Here is a 19579-nt window from a genome sequence, read left to right as displayed (position 1 = left end):
CTTTTTTATTATTGGTTTGTTATGAGTGATGCGATTAAGCACGAATGCGGAATATCACTGATCCGTTTGCTTAAACCCCTGGAGTATTACAAAGAAAAGTACGGTACAGCTTTTTACGGAGTCAATAAAATGTACCTGATGATGGAAAAACAGCACAACCGCGGACAGGACGGAGCCGGTTTTGCGAGTATTAAGTTGGATATGCAGCCCGGCGAACGCTACATGAGCCGGGTACGGTCTGCACAACAACAGCCCATTCAGGATATTTTTGATCAGATCAATGCCCGGATCAATTCGGTATTGGCCGAGAATCCCGAGTATGAAAACGATGTGGCAATGCAGAAACGCCACATTCCCTACATTGGTGAATTGTTGATGGGACACGTGCGCTACGGCACCTTTGGAAAAAATAGCATTGAAAGTGTGCACCCTTTCCTCAGACAGAACAATTGGATGCACCGTAACCTCATCGTGGCCGGAAACTTTAACATGACCAATGTGGATGAGCTTTTTGGCAATTTGGTGGAGTTGGGACAGCATCCCAAGGAATTGGCAGACACCGTGACCGTGATGGAAAAAATTGGCCATTTTTTGGATGATGCCGTGGCCAAGCTCTACAAACAGATAAAGAAAGAAGGATACAGCAAAAGGGAGGCCTCCCCTTTGATCGCAGAGCGATTGAACGTGGGCAAAATCCTAAAAAAAGCTTCAAAAAACTGGGATGGCGGCTATACCATTGGTGGTCTCTTGGGCCACGGCGATGCTTTTGTGATACGCGATCCTGCCGGTATTCGCCCTGCCTATTACTACCAAGATGATGAAGTGGCGGTAGTGGCTTCGGAAAGGCCTGCTATTCAGACGGTGTTCAATGTACAATATGAGGATGTCAAGGAATTAGATCCTGGGCATGCGGTCATCATCAAGAAGGATGGATCTTTCTCCTTAAAACAAATTCAAGAACCCACCGAACGAAAAGCGTGTTCTTTTGAGCGCATCTATTTTTCACGCGGAAGTGACAAAGAAATCTATCAAGAGCGAAAAATGTTGGGGAAATTGGTGTTCCCTGAAATCTTGAAGTCCATTGACAACGATTTGGAGAATACGGTCTTTTCTTATATTCCCAACACTGCCGAAACTTCGTTTTTTGGGATGGTAAAAGAGGCCCAGAATTATCTCAACAAAAGAAAGGAAGAACAAATCTTTGAACTGGGGCCAACCATTACACGGGAACAGTTGCACAAAATTTTGGATGTACGCCCCCGAATTGAAAAGGTGGCCATTAAAGATGCCAAGCTGCGCACGTTCATCACCCAAGATAGCAGTCGGGATGATTTGGTGACCCATGTCTACGATGTTTCGTATGGTTCCGTAAAACAAAACGATAATTTGGTGATCATTGATGACAGTATTGTGAGGGGCACCACCCTTAAAAGGAGCATCCTTAAAATTTTGGATCGATTGTCTCCCAAAAAAATCATTGTAGTATCATCCGCTCCACAAATACGGTACCCGGATTGTTATGGGATTGATATGGCCAAACTTGAGGATTTTGTGGCCTTTAAGGCAGCAAAGGTACTTCATGAAGAGGCGGGCACTACGGACAAGATAAGGGAGATCTATGAAAAATGCCTTACCCAAACCAAAAGTAAGGATAAGGATGTGGTAAACTATGTGAAGGAGTTTTATGCTCCGTTCACGGCGCAGCAGATTTCCAAAAAAATAGCTGAAATCCTAAGTCCAGAAGGGATAAGGGCCGAAGTGGACATCATTTACCAAAGTATTGAGAGCTTGCATGCAGCCTGCCCCAAAAACTTGGGGGATTGGTATTTTACAGGAAATTACCCCACCCCGGGCGGCAACAGGGTTGTGAACAGGGCATTCATCAACTTTTTTGAGGGTAAGAACCAGCGCGCTTACTGATCCCATGTTTGCATTCAACCAAATTGTATGCAGTTCATCGATGAAACAAGTAGATTAACGGGTTTTTGTACGATGGGCAACTCGCAAACCTACTTTAGTATCGCCATAGCATAAGTAGGTTAAGTTCATGGTAAGATTTGGGGCAAAAAAGGTGGAAGCTATTCCACCTTTTTTATTTTCTCTCCGCCCCATTTTATCTCTCCTTTTATGGCTCTTCGTAATCCTTTTCTTCATTTAAAGTATCTCTAGGAGGCATGTTTGGCAGTTCAACCAAATAAAGGGAGTTTCATCTAAAAGCTTGCCGGGCAAATGGTGCCTTGCAGTACATTTGGAGAACCATAGCATAAGTAGGTTAAGTTCATGGTAAGATTTGGGGAAAGAAGGCGGAGAATTCTCCGCCTTCTTTATATTTGACTACCAACGCTTTAACAATTTTATCGATGAACTGCACGTTTTCTTTTTCATTGAAAAATCAAAAATTTATCCAAAACCCTTTGTTATTTCTCACAATACCAGTATTTTAGTCTCGCCATAGCATAAGTAGGTTAAGTTTATGGTAAGATTTGGGACGAAAAGGGCGGGGGCTTCCTCGCCCTTTTCTATTCTAAAAAATTCAACCCATAAAAAAAGCCGAACACTAAGTGTCCGGCCTTCATATCTTTAGGGTTGTTATTGCCTATTTGCCCGCCTTATAATTCTCGGCGACCTTTTCCCAATTGATCACATTAAAGAATGCTGAAATATAATCGGGTCTTCTGTTTTGATAGTGCAAATAATAAGCGTGCTCCCATACGTCCAAACCTAAAATGGGATGTCCTCCACAACCTACGCCGGGCATAATGGGGTTATCTTGGTTTGGCGTGGAACAGATTTCCAATTTTCCACCTTTGTGCACGCACAGCCAAGCCCATCCCGATCCAAATCTAGATCCTGCGGCAGCGGTAAATTTTTCCTTGAAACCTTCAAAGGAGCCAAAAGCCCCGTCAATTGCGGAAGCCAATTCCCCAGATGGGGCTCCTCCTCCGTTTTGGGACATCACCTCCCAAAAAAGGGAATGGTTGTAGAATCCTCCTCCGTTGTTTCGTACTGCACTGTTGGACATGTCCAAATTGGACAGAATATCCTCAATGTCTTTTCCATCCAAATCAGTTCCGGCAATGGCATCATTTAATTTGGTAGTGTAGCCATTGTGGTGTTTGGTGTGGTGGATCTCCATCGTCCTAGCATCTATATGTGGTTCCAGCGCATCGTATGCATACGGTAGTTTTGGTAATTCAAAAGCCATAATTTTGTGTTTTTGTGTTATTACTTGATTCGTGTAAAAATACGGGTTTTAACAAACAAATTCACCTAAAACCATGTTAAGTTCAGGTTGGGAATCCGTAATTTGTAACAAAATTTTCCTTGAACCATTCCAATTTTAAAATATACGGTGCTTCTGCAGGTTCGGGCAAGACCTATGCCCTGGCCAAGGCGTACCTAAAATTGCTATTGTCCAACGATTCCCCTGTCAGTTTCAGGCAAATTTTGGCCATTACCTTTACCAATAAGGCCGTGGATGAAATGAAAACACGGATTCTGGAGAACCTCTATAACTTTGGAAAGCATCCCCTGCCTGAAAAACAGGAACCGTTGTTCAAGGAACTCTGCCAAGAACTTTCATTAACGGAAGATCAATTGCGACAAAGGGCCAAACTTATCCTCAAACGGATTTTGCACAATTACTCCTTTTTTGAGGTTTCCACCATAGATAAGTTCAACCACAAACTCATAAAGACCTTTGCCCGGGACCTTCGGCTTTCCCAAAATTTTGAAGTGGAACTGGACACCGACCTGCTACTGGAGGAAGCTGTGGGCAGACTCTTGGAACGAGCCGGAAGCGACAAGGAACTTACCGAAGTACTCATCGACTTTTCTTTGGAAAAAATTGATGACGATAAAAGTTGGAACATTGCCTACGACCTTTTGGACATTGGAAAATTGCTGTTCCAAGAAAACCATGCGGAACATATTGACCGATTGCGTTCCGAATCCATTCAAGGTTTTAAGGATATTCAGAAAAACATCGCCTCTCAAATTGCGTCTTTTGAAATCAAAGTAAAAGAAGCTGCGCAAAATGTGCTTCAAGAAATTGAAAACCAAGGTTTTGATCATGCTGATTTTCCCCGGCAAACGCTTCCCAATCACTTTAAAAAAATTTCTGAAGGAGAATTCAATACCAAAACACTCTACAATAACCAACTGGGGCAAAATCTGGAAGAGGGAAAAATCCTGAAAGCAAGCGACAAAAGAGACATAACATTGTTGGGGCAAATGGTTTTGGAAGCCTTTTTGTCCATCAAACAAAGCCTGTATCAACGCAGTTACCTAAAGAACATGTATGGCAACATTGTTCCACTGACGGTGTTGAACGAAATCGCCAAGGAAATCAAAAATATTGAGCTGGACAGGGACATTGTTCCCATCTCATCCTTGAACGCCATTCTTTCCAAAGAAATCAAGAACCAGCCCGTACCTTTTATATATGAACGGATGGGCGAAAAATACCGTCATTATTTTATTGATGAGTTCCAGGACACCTCACAAATGCAATGGGAAAATCTGGTTCCCTTGATTGGCAATGCCCTGGAAAGTGAGGATGAACGCCATCAAAAGGGATCCCTCTTTTTGGTGGGCGATGTAAAACAAGCCATCTATCGCTGGCGAGGCGGTAGGGCCGAGCAGTTTTTAGACCTGATCAACGGGAAATCGCACCCTTTTGTGGTGGAACCCACCGTTCACTCACTGGACACTAATTGGAGGAGCTTTGACCAGATTGTGGCGTTCAACAATTCATTTTTTACCGCTGTGGCACCAGTCCTTGAAAATGAAGCGTATCGAAATCTCTTTTTGCACGATGCACACCAAAAACCGAACAACAAGCCCGGAGGGTTTATCCAACTCTCCTTTTTGGACAGCAAAGTTGAGGACAAGGACGAGGTCTATTGCCAACAGGTTTTGGAAACCATCAACCAAATCACTTCCAAAAAACATCCTTTTTCGGATATCTGTATTTTGGTGCGGGACAACAATAAAGGAATGCTCTTGGCCGATTTTTTGGCGCAGCACACTATCCCCATTCTTTCTTCGGATGCGTTGTTGCTCAACAATAATGACAAGATCACATTTTTGATTGCCCTGTTGAAGCTATTTGAAAATAGCCGTGATCGAGAGGCCGCCTATCAAGTTTTGTTGTTTTTGGCCCAGGAACAAATAGACAAGCACAATTTTATTTCCAAAAACATAGATTGGATCGAATCTTTTCTCTCCAAAGAATATGGATTTCACATGGGTCAACTGAAAGGGCAATCCGTTTTTACTATTTTGGAAAATGCCATTGTACAGTTTGATCTTGCTTCCGATTCCACTGCATACCTTACTTTTTTAATGGACGAAGTGTTGGTGGTGGAAAAAAGGGAAGGCCCCAGTGTATTTTCTTTTTTGAAGTATTGGGAGCAGAAAAAATCATCCCTTTCCATTGCGGCCCCGGACCATGTGAACGCAGTACGGGTCATGACCATTCATAAGGCGAAAGGGTTGGAGTTTCCGTTTGTCATTTTTCCCTTTGCCAATGCCCTATTGGATGATAAGCGAAAGAAAAAGAAATCTTGGGTGCCGGCAACCGGGACTGAAAAGGATTTGGGATTGGAAGAGTTTCTCATCAACACCAATAAAGAGATGCTGGCATACAATGATGAAACAGCACAAGTCTATGGGGATGAAGAGCAAAAATCGGTGTTGGATGCCATGAACGTGCTCTATGTGGCCTTGACACGTCCCATTAAAGGGCTTTTTGTGGTCACTGAAACGGGCAAAGATGTAACCTCCATTGAAAGTGCCACTTCGTATTCCGATCTATTTCAAGGCTATCTGCAAGAACGGGGGGTTCCAAAAAACGAACAGGAAGTCTATGCATTTGGTACCCTTCCTGAGGTTGAAGATGGCACGGTGCAAATCGCTACGAGGGATAGCCATATTGACTATATAACCCGACCCAAGAACGACACAAGTTTTACCATTGCCACCACCTCTGGGCGTTTGTGGGATGATGAACGAAAAGAGGCCATTGAGCTTGGGAATCTGATTCATTTTGCCCTGAGCAAAATCACGTATGCCAAAGACGTTCCGCATGTGGTGGAAAGTCTTCAACTGGCCGGTCATTTTGAAAAGGATGCCTCGGAAGAAGTCAAACAAAAACTGATGGATGTGGTCACCCACCCCGACTTAAATGCTTATTTTTCAGAAGATTACCAAATCATCAACGAACGTGAAATTCTGACTGTGAAGGGGGCATCCCTTCGCCCGGACCGGATTGCCATCCTGGGCAGGGAAGCCAACATCATTGATTATAAAACTGGAAAGCCATCGACTTCGCACAAGGAACAAATCACCCAATATGCGGATGTGCTAAAAGAGATGGATTTTACCATCAAAAATGTCATTATTGTCTATATTGACCAAAATATTAATCCCGTTTTCGTCTAAACAAAAAACTATGTCCGGAAAAATAAAAGAACACTTGGCCCAAGAGCTGGAAGGCATTAAAGAAGCAGGGCTTTTTAAGAAAGAACGCATTATAACATCGCCCCAGGGAGCGGTCATAAAAATTTCCACAGGAGAGGAGGTCATCAATTTTTGCGCGAACAACTATTTGGGGCTTTCCTCCCATCCAGATGTGATCCAAGCGGCTAAAGATGTCATGGACACCCATGGTTTTGGAATGTCATCCGTAAGGTTCATTTGCGGTACGCAAGATATCCATAAAGAGCTGGAACAAAAAATCGCCGATTTTTATGGCACGGAGGACACCATCCTATATGCCGCCGCCTTTGATGCCAATGGAGGGGTTTTTGAGCCCCTCTTGACCGCCGAGGATGCCATTATCTCTGATTCGTTGAACCATGCCTCCATTATTGATGGGGTCCGCCTCTGCAAGGCCAAGCGATACCGATATGCCAATAGCGATATGGCCGATTTGGAAGAACAGTTGAAACAGAGCATAAAAGATGGTGCCCGGTTTAAAATTATTGTTACCGACGGTGTCTTTTCCATGGATGGGCTTTTGGCGCCATTGGACAAAATCTGTGATTTGGCAGATACATACGATGCCATGGTGATGATTGATGAATGCCATGCCGCAGGTTTTATAGGAGAAACAGGCCGTGGAACCTTGGAAGAAAAAGGGGTCATGGACCGCATCGATATCATTACCGGAACCTTGGGCAAAGCCTTGGGCGGTGCCATGGGAGGTTATACCACCGGTAAAAAGGAGATTATTGAGATGCTTCGGCAACGATCCCGGCCTTATCTGTTCTCCAATTCCTTGGCGCCTGCCATAGTTGGAGCCTCCATTAAGGTTTTTGAGATGTTGGATAAAGACACCTCACTACGTGATAAGCTCCAAAACAACACGGAATACTTCAAAAAAGGCATGAAAGAAGCGGGGTTTGACATTATTGATGGCGATTCCGCCATTGTACCTGTTATGCTATACGATGCCAAACTCTCCCAAAAGATGGCAGATATGCTGTTGGATGAAGGTATTTATGTCATTGGATTCTTCTATCCTGTGGTTCCAAAAGGCAAGGCCAGAATTCGTGTTCAATTGTCCGCAGCCCATGAGAAACAGCACCTTGACCATGCAATAAATGCCTTTATTAAGGTAGGAAAGTCGTTGAAAATCGTCTAAAATCGTTGAAATGCAACAATTCTTCTGGTAAATGAGTCAAAAAAAAAGAATGTTAGATTTTGTTAATAAGTCTTAACAACTTACATTTGCTGCTGATAAACACTTAAACTTAAAATTTTGAGCATGAAACATCTTAGCAAATTATTGGTTGTTGCCCTGGTATTTGTAGGGATCAACAGCATACAAGCGCAAGACGAGAATAATCCATGGCAGATTAGTTTTGGGGTGAATGCAATTGATGCATATCCAACCAATGACGAGAATAACCCATTTTCAAGTACAACATTGTTTGATGAGTACTTTAATGTGTCTGACCACTGGAACATCTTGCCTTCTGTTTCCTATGTAGGCGTTTCCAAGTACATTGGTGATGGATTCTCCATAGGTGCACGTGGTTCCTTGAACAGAATCGAGAAAATTGGTGAAGCTTCTGTAGACGACCTTTCTCACTACGCTGTTGATGGTACCATTAAGTACAACTTCCTAAAAAACACAACAATTGACCCATTTGCTGAGATTGGTGGTGGTTACACTTGGGTTGATGAAATTGGTGCTGGTACAGTTAATGGAGGTATTGGTCTTAACATCTGGTTTTCCGAAAACATCGGTCTTACCTTGCAGACCCAATACAAGCACGCTTTTGAGGACTATTTGGTTAAGCATTTCCAACACCTAGCAGGTCTTAGCATCAAATTTGGTGGTACTGACACTGACGGTGATGGTATCTATGACAAAGACGATGCTTGTCCAGAAGTTGCTGGTTTGGAAGCTTTCAACGGTTGTCCAGATGCAGACGGTGATGGTATCGAAGATTCTAAAGATGCTTGTCCTAACGAAGCTGGTTCCAAAGAAATGAACGGTTGTCCTGATTCAGACGGTGACGGTGTTGCCGATAAAGATGACGCTTGTCCTAGCACTGCTGGTCTTCCTGCTCTAGCTGGTTGTCCTGATGCTGACGGTGACGGTGTTGCTGACAAAGATGATGAATGTCCTAACGAAGCAGGTCCTGCTGCCAACAACGGATGCCCATGGCCTGATACTGATGGTGACGGAGTTCTAGACAAAGACGATCAGTGTCCAGATGTTGCTGGTACTGTAGCCAACAACGGTTGCCCAGAAGTAACTGAAGAAGTTCAAAAACAATTGAACGACTATGCTAGAACTATCTTGTTCGATACTGGTAAATCTTCTATCAAAGCAGAATCTACTTCTGTAATGGTTGACATTATCCAAATCTTGAACGAGTATCCTAATGCTAAGTTTACCGTTGAAGGTCATACTGACAGTGTAGGTAGCGAAAGCTTGAACCAAAAACTTTCTGAAGAAAGAGCTAACTCTGTAAGAACCTTCTTGATTGATAAGGGAATTGCTTCTGACAGACTAACAGCTATTGGATATGGTGAGGCTAAGCCAATCGCCACTAACAATACAAGAGCTGGTAGAGCCCAGAACAGACGAGTTGAAATCAACTTGATAAAATAATAAGAAACAAAGTTTTCTTTAAAAAGGCTCCGCAAATGCGGGGCCTTTTTTATTTTTAATCCATGCATCAAAGTTTTCTAGAACATGTACTGGGCGACCTCCTTGATAAAGGCACGGATTTTTCCGAATGTACCTTTATCCTTCCGAGCAAGCGTTCCGGAACCTTTCTGAAAAAGCATCTGGCCAGCACACTCGCCCATAACATTTTTAGCCCCAAAATACATTCTATTCAAGATTTCATTGCAGATATCTCTGGTATGGAGCAAACCTCCAATCTAGACCTGCTGTTGGTTCTTTATGAAGTCTACAAAGATGCCCAAATGGACGAGCCAGATGATTTTCCCTCCTTCCTTAAATGGGGGCAAACCCTTTTACAGGACTTTAATGAGATGGACGGATACCTTATTCCGGCCCATGACCTTCTTAATTACCTCTCCGCCATAAAGGAAATCAACCACTGGTCCGTAAAAAAAGACAAAACGGAATTGGTCCAAAACTACCTTCAGCTTTGGAACAAATTGGAGGTTATTTATAACACTTTCACTGGGGTACTGAAAAAACAAAAGCGAGGTTATCAAGGTCTCATGGCCAAGGTCGCGGTTTCCCATTTGGATGACTGTTCCAAAAATCACAAAACCAATCCCATTATTTTTGTTGGTTTTAATGCTTTGACTTCTGCCGAGTCAAAAATTGTACAGCATTTTCTTGAGCAGGGCAATGGGCAAATCTATTGGGACATAGATTCGTATTTTCTCAATGACCCCATCCATGATGCAGGTCTTTTTATCAGGGGGTATCAACGCAACTGGCCCTATTACAAGAACAAGACATCGTTAAATCCACAAAGTAATTTTTTATCACCAAAAAAAATTTCAATTACTGGCGTTCCCAAAAGCATCTCACAGACCAAATATGTGGGGCAATTGTTGAATGAGCTGAATTCCAATACTTCTATTGATTTTTCAAAAACAGCTGTTGTCCTGGCCGATGAATCCCTGCTCTCACCCATGCTCCAAGCCGTACCCCCGTCCATCAATGCCGTGAACATTACCATGGGGCTGCCCTTGAACAAAACCGTTTTGTACTCCTTTTTCATGGCACACTTAGAGCTTAACGCCAATACTTCGGAACGGGGGTGGTTCTACAAATATGTTTTGGAACTTATCGCAAACCCATACTGTCTAACCCTTTCGGCTTCAAGTAAAGTAGATTTTGCCCCAATGCTGGCCAAGGAGATCAAAGAACAGAATAGGTTGTACATCAATAGTGATGTCCTCAATACATACGCCGATGCAAATGAGGTGTTGGAAATTATCTTTCCAAAAGAACGCATTTCAGTATTGCAATGGATAGATAATTGCCTCCTTCTCATTGACCGATTGAAAAGCATCTATCAGCAGGAGAAAAATGCCTTGGAACTGGAGCAGATCTATAGGTTTTACATCCTGTTCAACCAATTGAAGGAATATTTGGGCCATGTGGATTTCATCAGTGAGCTCAAATCCATCAAAAATCTGTTCAAACAGTTGGCCGCCATGGAAACTTTGGATTTTATCGGGGAACCCCTGACCGGACTTCAAATCATGGGGATGTTGGAAAGCAGGAACCTGGATTTTGAAACGGTCATCATCACATCGGTGAATGAAGGCATCCTGCCTTCCGGAAAAATGAACAATTCTTTCATCCCTTTTGATGTAAAACGGGATTACGGCCTGCCCACCTACAAAGAAAAGGACGCCATCTACATCTATTATTTCTATAGACTGATGCAGCGGGCAAAAAATGTGTACATCATCTATAACACCGAGCCCGATGTGTTGGAAGGCGGCGAAAAAAGCAGGCTCATCTCCCAACTGTTGACCGATGACAACATGGCACCGTTCGTTACACACTCAATTGCTGCGCCACAGGCCAACATTACACCAGCCCAGCCTTTGGAAATAACTAAGGATCCATTGCTGCTGGATGATATCATTGCCTTTGCCCATAGTGGGTTCTCTCCTACCTCGTTGACCAATTATGTGCGGAATCCAATAGATTTTTACACCAGAAACATCCTTAAAATCAATGATTTGGATGAGGTGGAGGAAAACATCGCCGCCAACACCTTTGGCACCATTGTCCATGATAGCTTGGAGGAGCTGTATACCCCTCTTGTTGGAACCACGCTCTCCAAAGAAAGTGTTACGGGATTAAAATCCAAAATTCCGACTGTGGTAGAACATCATTTTCAAAAGAATTTATCCGGGGTGGATATTTCAAAGGGGAAATTCCTGCTGGTCTTTAATGTCATTGTAAAGTACTTGGAGAATTTTATTGACATTGAAATACGTCAACTCCAACGCCATACCATCAAATTGTTGGCCTTGGAAGAGAAATATGACGTTCCACTCAACATTCCAGAGTTGGATTTCCTCGTAAAACTGAAGGGAACCCTAGATCGGGTTGATGAATTTGATGGCACTACGAGAATCATTGATTACAAAACAGGAAAGGTGGAACCCAAGAACGTAAAACTCACCGATTGGGAAGAACTCATCACCAACTACGACAAAAGTAAAGCTTTTCAGTTGTTGTGCTACGCGCTGTTGTATTCCAAAAAACACGACACCAATTCCGTTCTTGCCGGAATCTATTCCTTTAAAAATTTAGGAAAGGGATTGTTTTCCTTTTCTCAGGATAATAACAATCCCCTTATTGATGCCGAAGTTTTGTCCACTTTTGAGACATACCTAAAACAACTCATCTTGGAAATCTGTAACTCCTCTCTCCCCTTAACCGAAAAAGCGGTCTGATTATTTCAAATCTGGTCGTGTGGGCCGCACCTCTATCTTACTTGGCAAGGTCCGTGGGTGCATGGTAAGCAGATCAACGACCAATTTACCAATGTCCTCGGGCTGAATTTTCCATGCGTCATCATCCGAAGGCTCATTGTTGTTAAAATGACTCGCCACTGAACCGGGCATGATCGTGGTTGTTTTGATGTTGTGTTTTCTAAGGTCCAGCATGGCCGCTTGGGTAAACCCTACAACACCAAATTTGGTGGCATTATATCCGGCACCTCCAGGAAAAAAGTTGGTCCCGGCCAAACTTGCGAGGGTCATATAATAGCCTTCAGATTTTTTCAAGGCCTCAACAGAGGCTTTTAGGGTGTGGAACACTCCGTTAAGATTGGTGTCGATCATTTGGCGCCATGTCTTTTCACTCATTTCATCCACGGGCTCAAAAATTCCAACACCGGCATTGGCCATGACCATATCCAGCTGCCCCCAAGTCGCCAGAATCTTATCTACGGCCGCTATCTCGTCCTTTAACTTTGTAACATCCGAAATTATACCTAAAACACGTTCACCATCGCCGAGGTTTTTTACGGCCCAATCTACCCCTTCTTGGCTTCTTCCGCTGATGGCCACTTTCATGCCCTCTTTTAATAGACATTCGGCGATGCCATATCCTATGCCCTTGGTTCCTCCTGTGATGTATGCTACTTTTCCTTCTAAATTCATTATAGTTTGTTTTATTCCCTAAAGTTCAAAAAGGAATTGACCAAAAACAAAAAAACCATCCTAAAAGGATGGTAAAGTTTGGGATGAATCCCAATCCAACTAAAACCATGAATCATGTGGCTGGACATTACCAAGATTCGTAGTCAAATAATTTCTTACTTTGCATGGGTGAACAAATATTTAGACCATCTGCCCCAGTCAAAGCAAAAAGAACTGGGCCTATTGACCACGCTACTCTCCACTTTTAAAGAAGTGGAAATGGTACTGCTTTTTGGCAGCTACGCCCGTGGCGACTGGGTAGAGGACAACTATGTGGAAAAGGGCATCACCTACGAATACCGGAGCGACTATGACCTCCTTGTGGTGCTCACCCATGAGGATCTGCAACAAAAATTCCGCATAGAGGACAAGGTAAAGGCCGAGCTCACCGCCACGGGCCAAGTGCGGACCCCCGTGAACCTTATCTTCCACGGTATAAAACACCTGAACCAAGCCCTACGACTGGGCAATTACTTTTTTAAGGACATTAAAAAAGAGGGGGTTGTGCTGTACGATTCCGAAAAGTTCAAACTGGCCACGCCCAAACTCCTGACCCCCCAAGAGAGCCAACACAAGGCACAAGACCATTTTGACCAGTGGTTTACGAGTGCGAATAATTTCTATTATTTATTTGAACAGGCACTATCAAAAGAGATTTATAGTGAAGCGGCCTTTCAACTCCACCAAGCTACGGAGCGCTACTACACCACCATATTATTGGTGTTCACGGACTACCGCCCCAAAGACCATAATCTGGAGACCCTCGGAATAAAAGTGGCCATGTGCGACAAGCGTTTTGCCGTCTTCCCCACCCAGACCGAAGAAGAAAAACGCCTTTTTGAGCTGTTGAAGCGTGCTTATATAGATGCCCGCTATAAAATGGAGGAGTACTACATCACCAAAGGTGATTTGGAGTATTTGTCCGCCCAAGTGGCGGAGCTACAACAGTTGACCGAAACCATCTGCCTGGAAAAAATTAAAGAGATTGGGGAGTGCTAAAAAACGTCATGCTGAATTCATTTCAGCATCTTCTGCATTTGGTCAGAAATATTTATGGGAACCTGAAACCTGTTCAGGTTGACGGAAAGCCCTGCTTCCTACAAAAAGTGATAAATTTATAAGGATACGGAAAAGATTCTCAATCTTGAATAATCAACCTCCAAAAGTTTAAAATTAGTATGATCCAAGAAATCATATTGGGTATAGGAGTCATAATCGGGCTTTTATTTTATAGAAAAACCAATCCTAACTTATTAAAATTGATTTTAGCAGGACTTTCAGTAAGCTATGTTTTAGGGCTACTTAATTATCCCCTTACAAGTACGATTGGGTTTACTGGATTCGGAGTTTCTTCTCTTGCGTTCGGGATATATTGTGCAACAAAAAACAAATGGCTCAGTGCAATAATTGGCTTTTTTGCATGCACAACCATTATTCATGGAATTATGAACTGGCCATTTTATGGCGAAATGCAGTTTATAATGATTGTGCCTATCATTTGTTATATTATGATTTGCCTAAATTGGAGAAAACATCTAAATGAATTCTCTATTTTGACAATTCTGACATCTTATATGGTAGCTTTATTTGTCGATTTGATTTCAAAATGGATTCAATAAATTGAAAAAACACCCCTCTGCTACCGCAAGATTACATCTTGTGGCAAACACAACAGAAGCAATAAAAAAAGTACTTCGTTATTGAGGTGCTTCCAATTTTTGGTGGAGAATACCGGATTCGAACCGGTGGCCTCTTGCATGCCATGCAAGCGCTCTAGCCAACTGAGCTAATCCCCCTTAAGTGAGCGCAAAGGAAATACTTTTTTCCGAAAGTATCAAAAATTGCGCTGTTTCCTTAATCTTTTTTAACGCTCAATACCAATACAGGAATCGGCACAAAAAACTCAGCTTTGCGTATGGTGTTTTTTTCCCACAGTTTCTTGAAGAACCCACGTTTCCTTCTAAAAACACACAACATATCTGGATGTTCTTGTTGAAAATGTTCCATTACACCAAGATAGGTAGTGGCATTTTCCGTAATGGTCAGTTGTTTGCTCAAATCCATGAGTGCGGTGTTCACTTTAAGATCATCCTCTGAATATCCAGGCCGCTTCACCAAAAGCAAACTTATATCCGACCTAAATTTGTTCTTTATGCTTACCAAAGGATTTAGGATGCTGCTTCGCTTCAAAATTCCAGAGCCAAAAGCCGTCAATATCTTTTTTAGGGGCTTAAACTGTGTTCCTTTTGGGACAATCAGCGTGGGAATATTGGTCTGTTTAATGATACGGCCCGAGGTGTTCCCCAAATAAAGTTCTTCTTGAATATCGTTGCTTCTGGGAGCTATGATGATCAAATCTATCCCCAATTCTTTGTTGATATCCTTAAGCCCGTCAATAATATCGCCGTTATAGGTGGCCATTTTAATTTCCACACCCTTGGTCTCCACCTTTTCAATAACCTCTTTCAAGTGCTCTTTACTGCTTTTGGCCACTTTCTCCTCAACATTGGCCAAGCTCCCTACCGCGGTAGTGACCGAAAACACGTCCATCACAAAAACCTTGGCGCCAAAGTTGGCTGCAAAGTCTATGGCATATTGCAATGTGTTTGAAGAATCTGGTGAAGTTCCAATGGGTACGAGTATATTGTTCATTATTTGGTGATTGAGATTAAACCCTAAATTTACAACTTAATTGAAATGATACCATGATCAGGCATGCAAAGATATCTGAAATAAAGGATATCCTGAAAATCACCAAGGCCTGCGCCACAAAAATGCAGGAAAATGGAATTTTTCAATGGAACGAGCACTACCCGTCTGAAGCTGCATTTGTCCGGGATGTGGAACGAAATGAACTCTATGTCATCGAAGAAAACGGCTCCATTTTGGGTACCATTGTCATTTCAACATACATGGACGAAGAATACATCCCCATAAAATGGTTAACGCCCAATGGCAACAGCACCTACATCCATCGCCTTTCGGTAGATCCTGCACATCAGGGCAAAGGATTGGCCCAACAACTGATGGATTTTGCTGAAAACTATTCCCGGGAACATGGGTTTGTATCGGTCCGTTTGGACACATTCTCCCAAAACCACAGAAACCAGCATTTTTATGAGCAACGGGGCTACCAAAAACTTGGGGATATTTTCTTTCCCAAACAAAGTGAACATCCTTTTCATTGTTATGAATTAGTGCTGTAACTTACTGTCGATTTGAGCATACAGGTAAATTTTAGAAGCATTTCATAGTATTCCATTCGGGTTTGGGAGGTTTCATTATAAAAGCAAAACATTATGAAAGTATTATTTATTGGAGGAACAGGAAATATTAGCACCCCTTGTAGCCGTTGGGCCATTGAAAAAGGGATGGATTTATACCATTTGAACAGGGGTTTAACAGGGGTTGAAATTCCTAAGGTGAAAACTATTATTGGAGACATCAACAAGCCAGAAACATTATCAGAATTGAGTAAACATACATGGGACGCAGTGGTCAATTGGATTGTGTTTACACCAGAAGAAATGCAAAGGGATATTGAGCTTTTCAAGGGAAAAACAAAGCAATACATCTTTATTAGCTCGGCTTCTTGCTACCAAACACCCTTAAGCTATCCCATTATTACTGAGTCTACACCCGTTTGCAATACTATTTGGGAGTACTCCAATAATAAAATTAAGTGTGAAGAATTGTTGATGAAAGCCTACCGTGAGCAGGATTTTCCATTTACCATTGTAAGACCTTCATTTACTTACGATACCATTATTCCTATTGCCATTGGTGGGGTTAAAGAATATACCACGGCAGACAGAATTTTAAAAGGCCAGGAAATTATTATTCATGGTGATGGCACTTCGGTTTGGGTTACCACACATGCTGATGATTTTGCTGTAGGATTAGTTGGCTTGTTGGGACTTACCCAAGCTATAGGGCATACGTTTCATATCACGTCTGATGAAGTTTTAACCTGGAATTCCATTTATAAAATTTTGGCCGATAGTTTAGGTTGCGAGCTGAATGCAGTGCATATTACTTCCGATTTTATATGTAATCTTGAGCCTAGTTTTACAGGTGATTTATTGGGTGATAAAACCGAAAGCGTCATTTTCGATAACACCAAAATCAAAACATTTGTGCCAGAGTTTAAAGCAACTATTCCATTTGCTAAAGGAATTAAAAGAACTTTGGAATGGTTTCAGGAGTCGGAAGACAGAATGTTTGTGAATCAGGAAACCAATAAAAAAATTGATCATATTTTAAAATCATACAAAGCAAGGACTTAGTTATTAAAAATTGTTTGCGAAGAACCCTGAAAATTTGCTTTTAAAGAAAATTCCTAAGAGTGAACATGGATTTGTATGCGTTACGCTCGACACCTTCTCTTAAAACCACAGAAACCAACGATTTTACGAGCAGCTAGGCTGCCAAAAATTGGGAAATATCTTCTTTCCCAAACAAAGTGAGCATCCTTTTCATTGTTATGAATTAGTGCTGTAACTTGCCGCCGATTTGAGCACACAGGTAAATTTTAAAAGTATAAATACGCTTGCGATTCCCGCTACCATTTCGGGGATTGCAGAACCCCTTCTCTCCATTACGGACACGGCCATAGTGGGCAATATTCCGGTGGATGGATTGGAGTCTTTGGCCGCTGCCGGTATTGTGGGGTCTTTTCTGTCCATGCTCATTTGGGTGCTGGGCCAGACCCGAAGCGCCATTTCCGCCATTATTTCCCAATATTTAGGGGCAGGAAGGTTGGATGAAGTAAAAAACCTGCCCGCCCAAGCCATTTTTTTCAATATTCTTTTGAGTGTTATCATCTTGGTGTCCACCATTTTTGTTGTTGAGGATATTTTTAAACTCTTTAAAGCCTCAGGAAAAATATTGGAGTATTGCGTTTCGTATTATTCCATTAGGGTCTGGGGGTTTCCATTAACGCTGTTCACCTTTGCCATTTTTGGCATTTTTAGAGGTTTGCAGAACACCTTCTATCCTATGGTAATTGCCATGATTGGCGCAGGGCTGAATATCCTTCTGGATTTTATTTTTGTTTACGGAATAGACGGATTCATGTCCCCAATGTATTTGGAAGGTGCTGCTTGGGCCAGCTTGATCTCTCAGGGTATCATGGCTATTTTGGCCCTTATTTTGTTGGTGAAAAAGACCGAAATCAGTATGAAATTGGTTTTTCCACTCAATAAAGAAATCAAAAGATTGGTTTTGATGAGCCTTAATTTGTTCGTCCGTACTGCTGCCCTCAATGCAGCTTTGATGCTCGCGGTCAGAGAGGCCACCATTTTGGGTGATCGGTTCATCGGGGCACACACCATTGCCGTGAACCTATGGCTGTTTGCCGCATTTTTTATTGATGGCTATGCCGCAGCCGGAAACAGTATGGGCGGAAAACTTTTGGGGGCATCGGACTATAATGGACTTTGGAAGCTGGCCAAAACCATTTTTAAGTATGGTATGGTGGTAAGTCTGGTATTAATGCTTTCAGGATTTATTTTTTATAGACCTATTGGTCACATTTTTTCAAATGAGGAAATTGTGCTCCAAACATTTTACAGCATCTTTTATATTGTCATTCTTGGACTTCCCATGAACACCATTGCCTTTATTTTTGACGGCCTGTTCAAAGGACTGGGCGAAATGAAATATTTGCGGAATGTACTGCTTTCAGCCACGTTTTTGGGTTTTATTCCCGTCTTATATCTAGGAAAGTTTTTAGGGTGGGGCTTCTATGCCATTTGGATTGCTTTTGTGGTCTGGATGATGATCCGCGGCTTTGCCCTGGTCTGGAAATTTAGACAAAAGTTCATGCCCTTGGTTCAAAACGCTTAATTTAGTATTTCACATGAACAATGAACTCATAACTCATAACTCATAACTCATAACTCATAACTGAAACTAATGTCCACAGACAGACCTAACGGAAGTTTATACACCAAAATAGAAAACAAGGTGGCAACCATCGAATTTGGTCATCCGGCCAGTAATTCTTTTGTATCGGAACTTTTAGAGCGATTGGCCAACGAATTTGCAAAACTCTCGGATAACGAAGCCGTTTCTGTAATCGTGTTGAAATCTGAAGGGGACCGTGCTTTCTGTGCGGGAGCTTCTTTTGATGAACTCGTGGCCATCTCAAATTTGGAAGAGGGTAAAGCCTTTTTCAGTGGGTTTGCCCATGTGATCAATGCCATGCGCAAGTATCCCAAACCAATTATTGGGCGGGTTCAAGGCAAGACCGTTGGCGGTTGTGTTGGATTGGCCGCCGCCTGTGACTATGTGTATGCCACAGTGGATGCCGCCATAAAATTATCGGAGATTTCCATTGGTATTGGTCCATTTGTTATTGCCCCGGCTGTGGAACGAAAAATAGGCAAGGCTGCCTTGGCCGAGCTCGCCTTGGCCCCAACCGAATGGAAAAATGCGTATTGGGCCCAAGAAAAAGGATTGTTTGCCAAGGTATATGATTCCATATCAGAAATGGATAAAGAGTTGGAGTTCCATGTGCAGCGACTGGCTTCCTACAACCCCAATGCTTTGTCCGAAATGAAACGCGTGCTCTGGGAAGGCACGGACCATTGGGACGAGTTGCTGGCACAGCGTGCAGAGATTTCTGGTAAGTTGGCGCTGTCCCCAGAAACCAAGGTCGCCCTGGAAAAGTTTAAAAAATAGTTGAATGTTCTCAATCAATCATAAAAATGGCTCTGATTCTGAACCGGTTTCAGCATGACGTCTTTTGAGCATTCAACATGATTATGGATATTTAAAAATTTACACAATGAATGATTTGATTTTCCCGATCCTGGCCCTCTTTGTAATCGTGGTTTATGTGGTCAACAGAATACGAAGCAATAGACGGTTTAAAAAATAGGAACTATATATAATATATATT

14 protein-coding genes, 1 tRNA gene and 1 pseudogene are annotated in these 19579 nt (G+C 42.4%); 12 read left to right on the top strand and 4 right to left on the bottom strand.

Annotation, left to right across the window (positions count from 1 at the left end; genetic code table 11):
- The first annotated feature begins 21 nt into the window (after positions 1-21).
- A complete protein-coding gene (locus A7D14_RS11865) occupies positions 22-1920 on the top strand; it encodes an amidophosphoribosyltransferase (protein WP_067034697.1) in 1899 nt (632 codons plus the stop codon).
- A gap of 676 nt (positions 1921-2596) precedes the next feature.
- On the opposite strand, the gene A7D14_RS11860 is transcribed toward A7D14_RS11865, so the two are convergent.
- Positions 2597-3205 carry a superoxide dismutase gene (locus tag A7D14_RS11860; protein WP_067034694.1) on the bottom strand — a complete coding sequence of 203 codons (609 nt, stop codon included), beginning with the start codon at positions 3203-3205 and terminating at the stop codon, positions 2597-2599.
- Positions 3206-3324: 119 nt separating this feature from the next.
- Here A7D14_RS11860 and A7D14_RS11855 point away from each other — a divergent pair, with 119 nt between their 5' ends.
- The 4 genes from A7D14_RS11855 (at position 3325) to A7D14_RS11840 (ending at position 11925) form a co-directional block, all read left to right on the top strand.
- Entirely contained in the window at positions 3325-6444 is a 3120-nt protein-coding gene (locus A7D14_RS11855) for a UvrD-helicase domain-containing protein (RefSeq protein ID WP_067034692.1), read from the top strand.
- Positions 6445-6454: 10 nt separating this feature from the next.
- Positions 6455-7648: a glycine C-acetyltransferase gene (gene kbl, locus A7D14_RS11850; RefSeq protein WP_067034690.1), complete on the top strand. Its 1194-nt coding sequence runs from the start codon at positions 6455-6457 to the stop codon at positions 7646-7648.
- Positions 7649-7771: 123 nt separating this feature from the next.
- Positions 7772-9130, top strand: coding sequence for an OmpA family protein (locus A7D14_RS11845; protein ID WP_067034688.1), 1359 nt, complete (start codon positions 7772-7774; stop codon positions 9128-9130).
- Between the two features lie 62 nt (positions 9131-9192).
- Positions 9193-11925, top strand: a complete 2733-nt coding sequence (locus tag A7D14_RS11840; protein ID WP_067034685.1) for a PD-(D/E)XK nuclease family protein — start codon at positions 9193-9195, stop codon at positions 11923-11925.
- On the opposite strand, the gene A7D14_RS11835 is transcribed toward A7D14_RS11840, so the two are convergent.
- On the bottom strand, positions 11926-12636 hold the full coding sequence (locus A7D14_RS11835; protein WP_067034682.1) for an SDR family oxidoreductase: 711 nt from the start codon (positions 12634-12636) through the stop codon (positions 11926-11928).
- A gap of 114 nt (positions 12637-12750) precedes the next feature.
- Here A7D14_RS11835 and A7D14_RS11830 point away from each other — a divergent pair, with 114 nt between their 5' ends.
- Both A7D14_RS11830 and A7D14_RS11825 read left to right on the top strand, forming a co-directional pair.
- Entirely contained in the window at positions 12751-13674 is a 924-nt protein-coding gene (locus tag A7D14_RS11830) for a HEPN domain-containing protein (RefSeq protein ID WP_083158083.1), read from the top strand.
- Positions 13675-13853: 179 nt separating this feature from the next.
- Positions 13854-14294, top strand: a complete 441-nt coding sequence (locus A7D14_RS11825; RefSeq protein ID WP_067034679.1) for a hypothetical protein — start codon at positions 13854-13856, stop codon at positions 14292-14294.
- Between the two features lie 100 nt (positions 14295-14394).
- Here A7D14_RS11825 and A7D14_RS11820 read toward each other — a convergent pair.
- Positions 14395-14471, bottom strand: a tRNA-Ala gene (locus A7D14_RS11820).
- A gap of 58 nt (positions 14472-14529) precedes the next feature.
- Positions 14530-15327 (bottom strand): universal stress protein, encoded by a 798-nt coding sequence (locus A7D14_RS11815; RefSeq protein WP_067034676.1) that lies wholly within the window; start codon positions 15325-15327, stop codon positions 14530-14532.
- A gap of 53 nt (positions 15328-15380) precedes the next feature.
- Between A7D14_RS11815 and A7D14_RS11810 the strand changes: the two genes are divergently transcribed.
- The 5 genes and pseudogenes from A7D14_RS11810 to A7D14_RS11795 all read left to right on the top strand — a co-directional run bounded on the left by A7D14_RS11810 (position 15381) and on the right by A7D14_RS11795 (position 19359).
- Complete coding sequence (locus A7D14_RS11810; protein WP_067034673.1) at positions 15381-15881, top strand: GNAT family N-acetyltransferase; 501 nt, start codon at positions 15381-15383, stop codon at positions 15879-15881.
- Between the two features lie 93 nt (positions 15882-15974).
- The gene (locus A7D14_RS11805; RefSeq protein WP_067034671.1) at positions 15975-16961 is read left to right on the top strand and encodes an NAD-dependent epimerase/dehydratase family protein; all 987 of its coding nucleotides are present in this window, start codon (positions 15975-15977) and stop codon (positions 16959-16961) included.
- Positions 16962-17025: 64 nt separating this feature from the next.
- Positions 17026-17175: pseudogene (locus A7D14_RS20430) on the top strand (GNAT family N-acetyltransferase); the annotation flags it as partial.
- Positions 17176-17187: 12 nt separating this feature from the next.
- Positions 17188-18522, top strand: a complete 1335-nt coding sequence (locus A7D14_RS11800; protein ID WP_067034669.1) for an MATE family efflux transporter — start codon at positions 17188-17190, stop codon at positions 18520-18522.
- Between the two features lie 69 nt (positions 18523-18591).
- On the top strand, positions 18592-19359 hold the full coding sequence (locus A7D14_RS11795; RefSeq protein WP_067034667.1) for an enoyl-CoA hydratase/isomerase family protein: 768 nt from the start codon (positions 18592-18594) through the stop codon (positions 19357-19359).
- The last annotated feature ends 220 nt before the right edge of the window (positions 19360-19579 follow it).

The organism is Allomuricauda sp. CP2A, assembly GCF_001683915.1.
GTDB lineage: Bacteria > Bacteroidota > Bacteroidia > Flavobacteriales > Flavobacteriaceae > Flagellimonas.
The sequence above is the reverse complement of the archived record's forward strand: the minus strand, read 5'-3'. Positions and strand labels throughout refer to the sequence as shown.

What these genes read in the sequence shown, in the direction of transcription:
- A7D14_RS11865 (WP_067034697.1), top strand. Translation starts at nt 22, where the DNA reads ATGAGTGATGCGATTAAGCACGAATGCGGAATATCACTGATCCGTTTG.
- A7D14_RS11860 (WP_067034694.1), bottom strand. Translation starts at nt 3,205, where the DNA reads ATGGCTTTTGAATTACCAAAACTACCGTATGCATACGATGCGCTGGAA.
- kbl (WP_067034690.1), top strand. Translation starts at nt 6,455, where the DNA reads ATGTCCGGAAAAATAAAAGAACACTTGGCCCAAGAGCTGGAAGGCATT.
- A7D14_RS11845 (WP_067034688.1), top strand. Translation starts at nt 7,772, where the DNA reads ATGAAACATCTTAGCAAATTATTGGTTGTTGCCCTGGTATTTGTAGGG.
- A7D14_RS11840 (WP_067034685.1), top strand. Translation starts at nt 9,193, where the DNA reads ATGCATCAAAGTTTTCTAGAACATGTACTGGGCGACCTCCTTGATAAA.
- A7D14_RS11835 (WP_067034682.1), bottom strand. Translation starts at nt 12,636, where the DNA reads ATGAATTTAGAAGGAAAAGTAGCATACATCACAGGAGGAACCAAGGGC.
- A7D14_RS11830 (WP_083158083.1), top strand. Translation starts at nt 12,751, where the DNA reads ATGTGGCTGGACATTACCAAGATTCGTAGTCAAATAATTTCTTACTTT.
- A7D14_RS11825 (WP_067034679.1), top strand. Translation starts at nt 13,854, where the DNA reads ATGATCCAAGAAATCATATTGGGTATAGGAGTCATAATCGGGCTTTTA.
- A7D14_RS11815 (WP_067034676.1), bottom strand. Translation starts at nt 15,327, where the DNA reads ATGAACAATATACTCGTACCCATTGGAACTTCACCAGATTCTTCAAAC.
- A7D14_RS11810 (WP_067034673.1), top strand. Translation starts at nt 15,381, where the DNA reads ATGATCAGGCATGCAAAGATATCTGAAATAAAGGATATCCTGAAAATC.
- A7D14_RS11805 (WP_067034671.1), top strand. Translation starts at nt 15,975, where the DNA reads ATGAAAGTATTATTTATTGGAGGAACAGGAAATATTAGCACCCCTTGT.
- A7D14_RS11795 (WP_067034667.1), top strand. Translation starts at nt 18,592, where the DNA reads ATGTCCACAGACAGACCTAACGGAAGTTTATACACCAAAATAGAAAAC.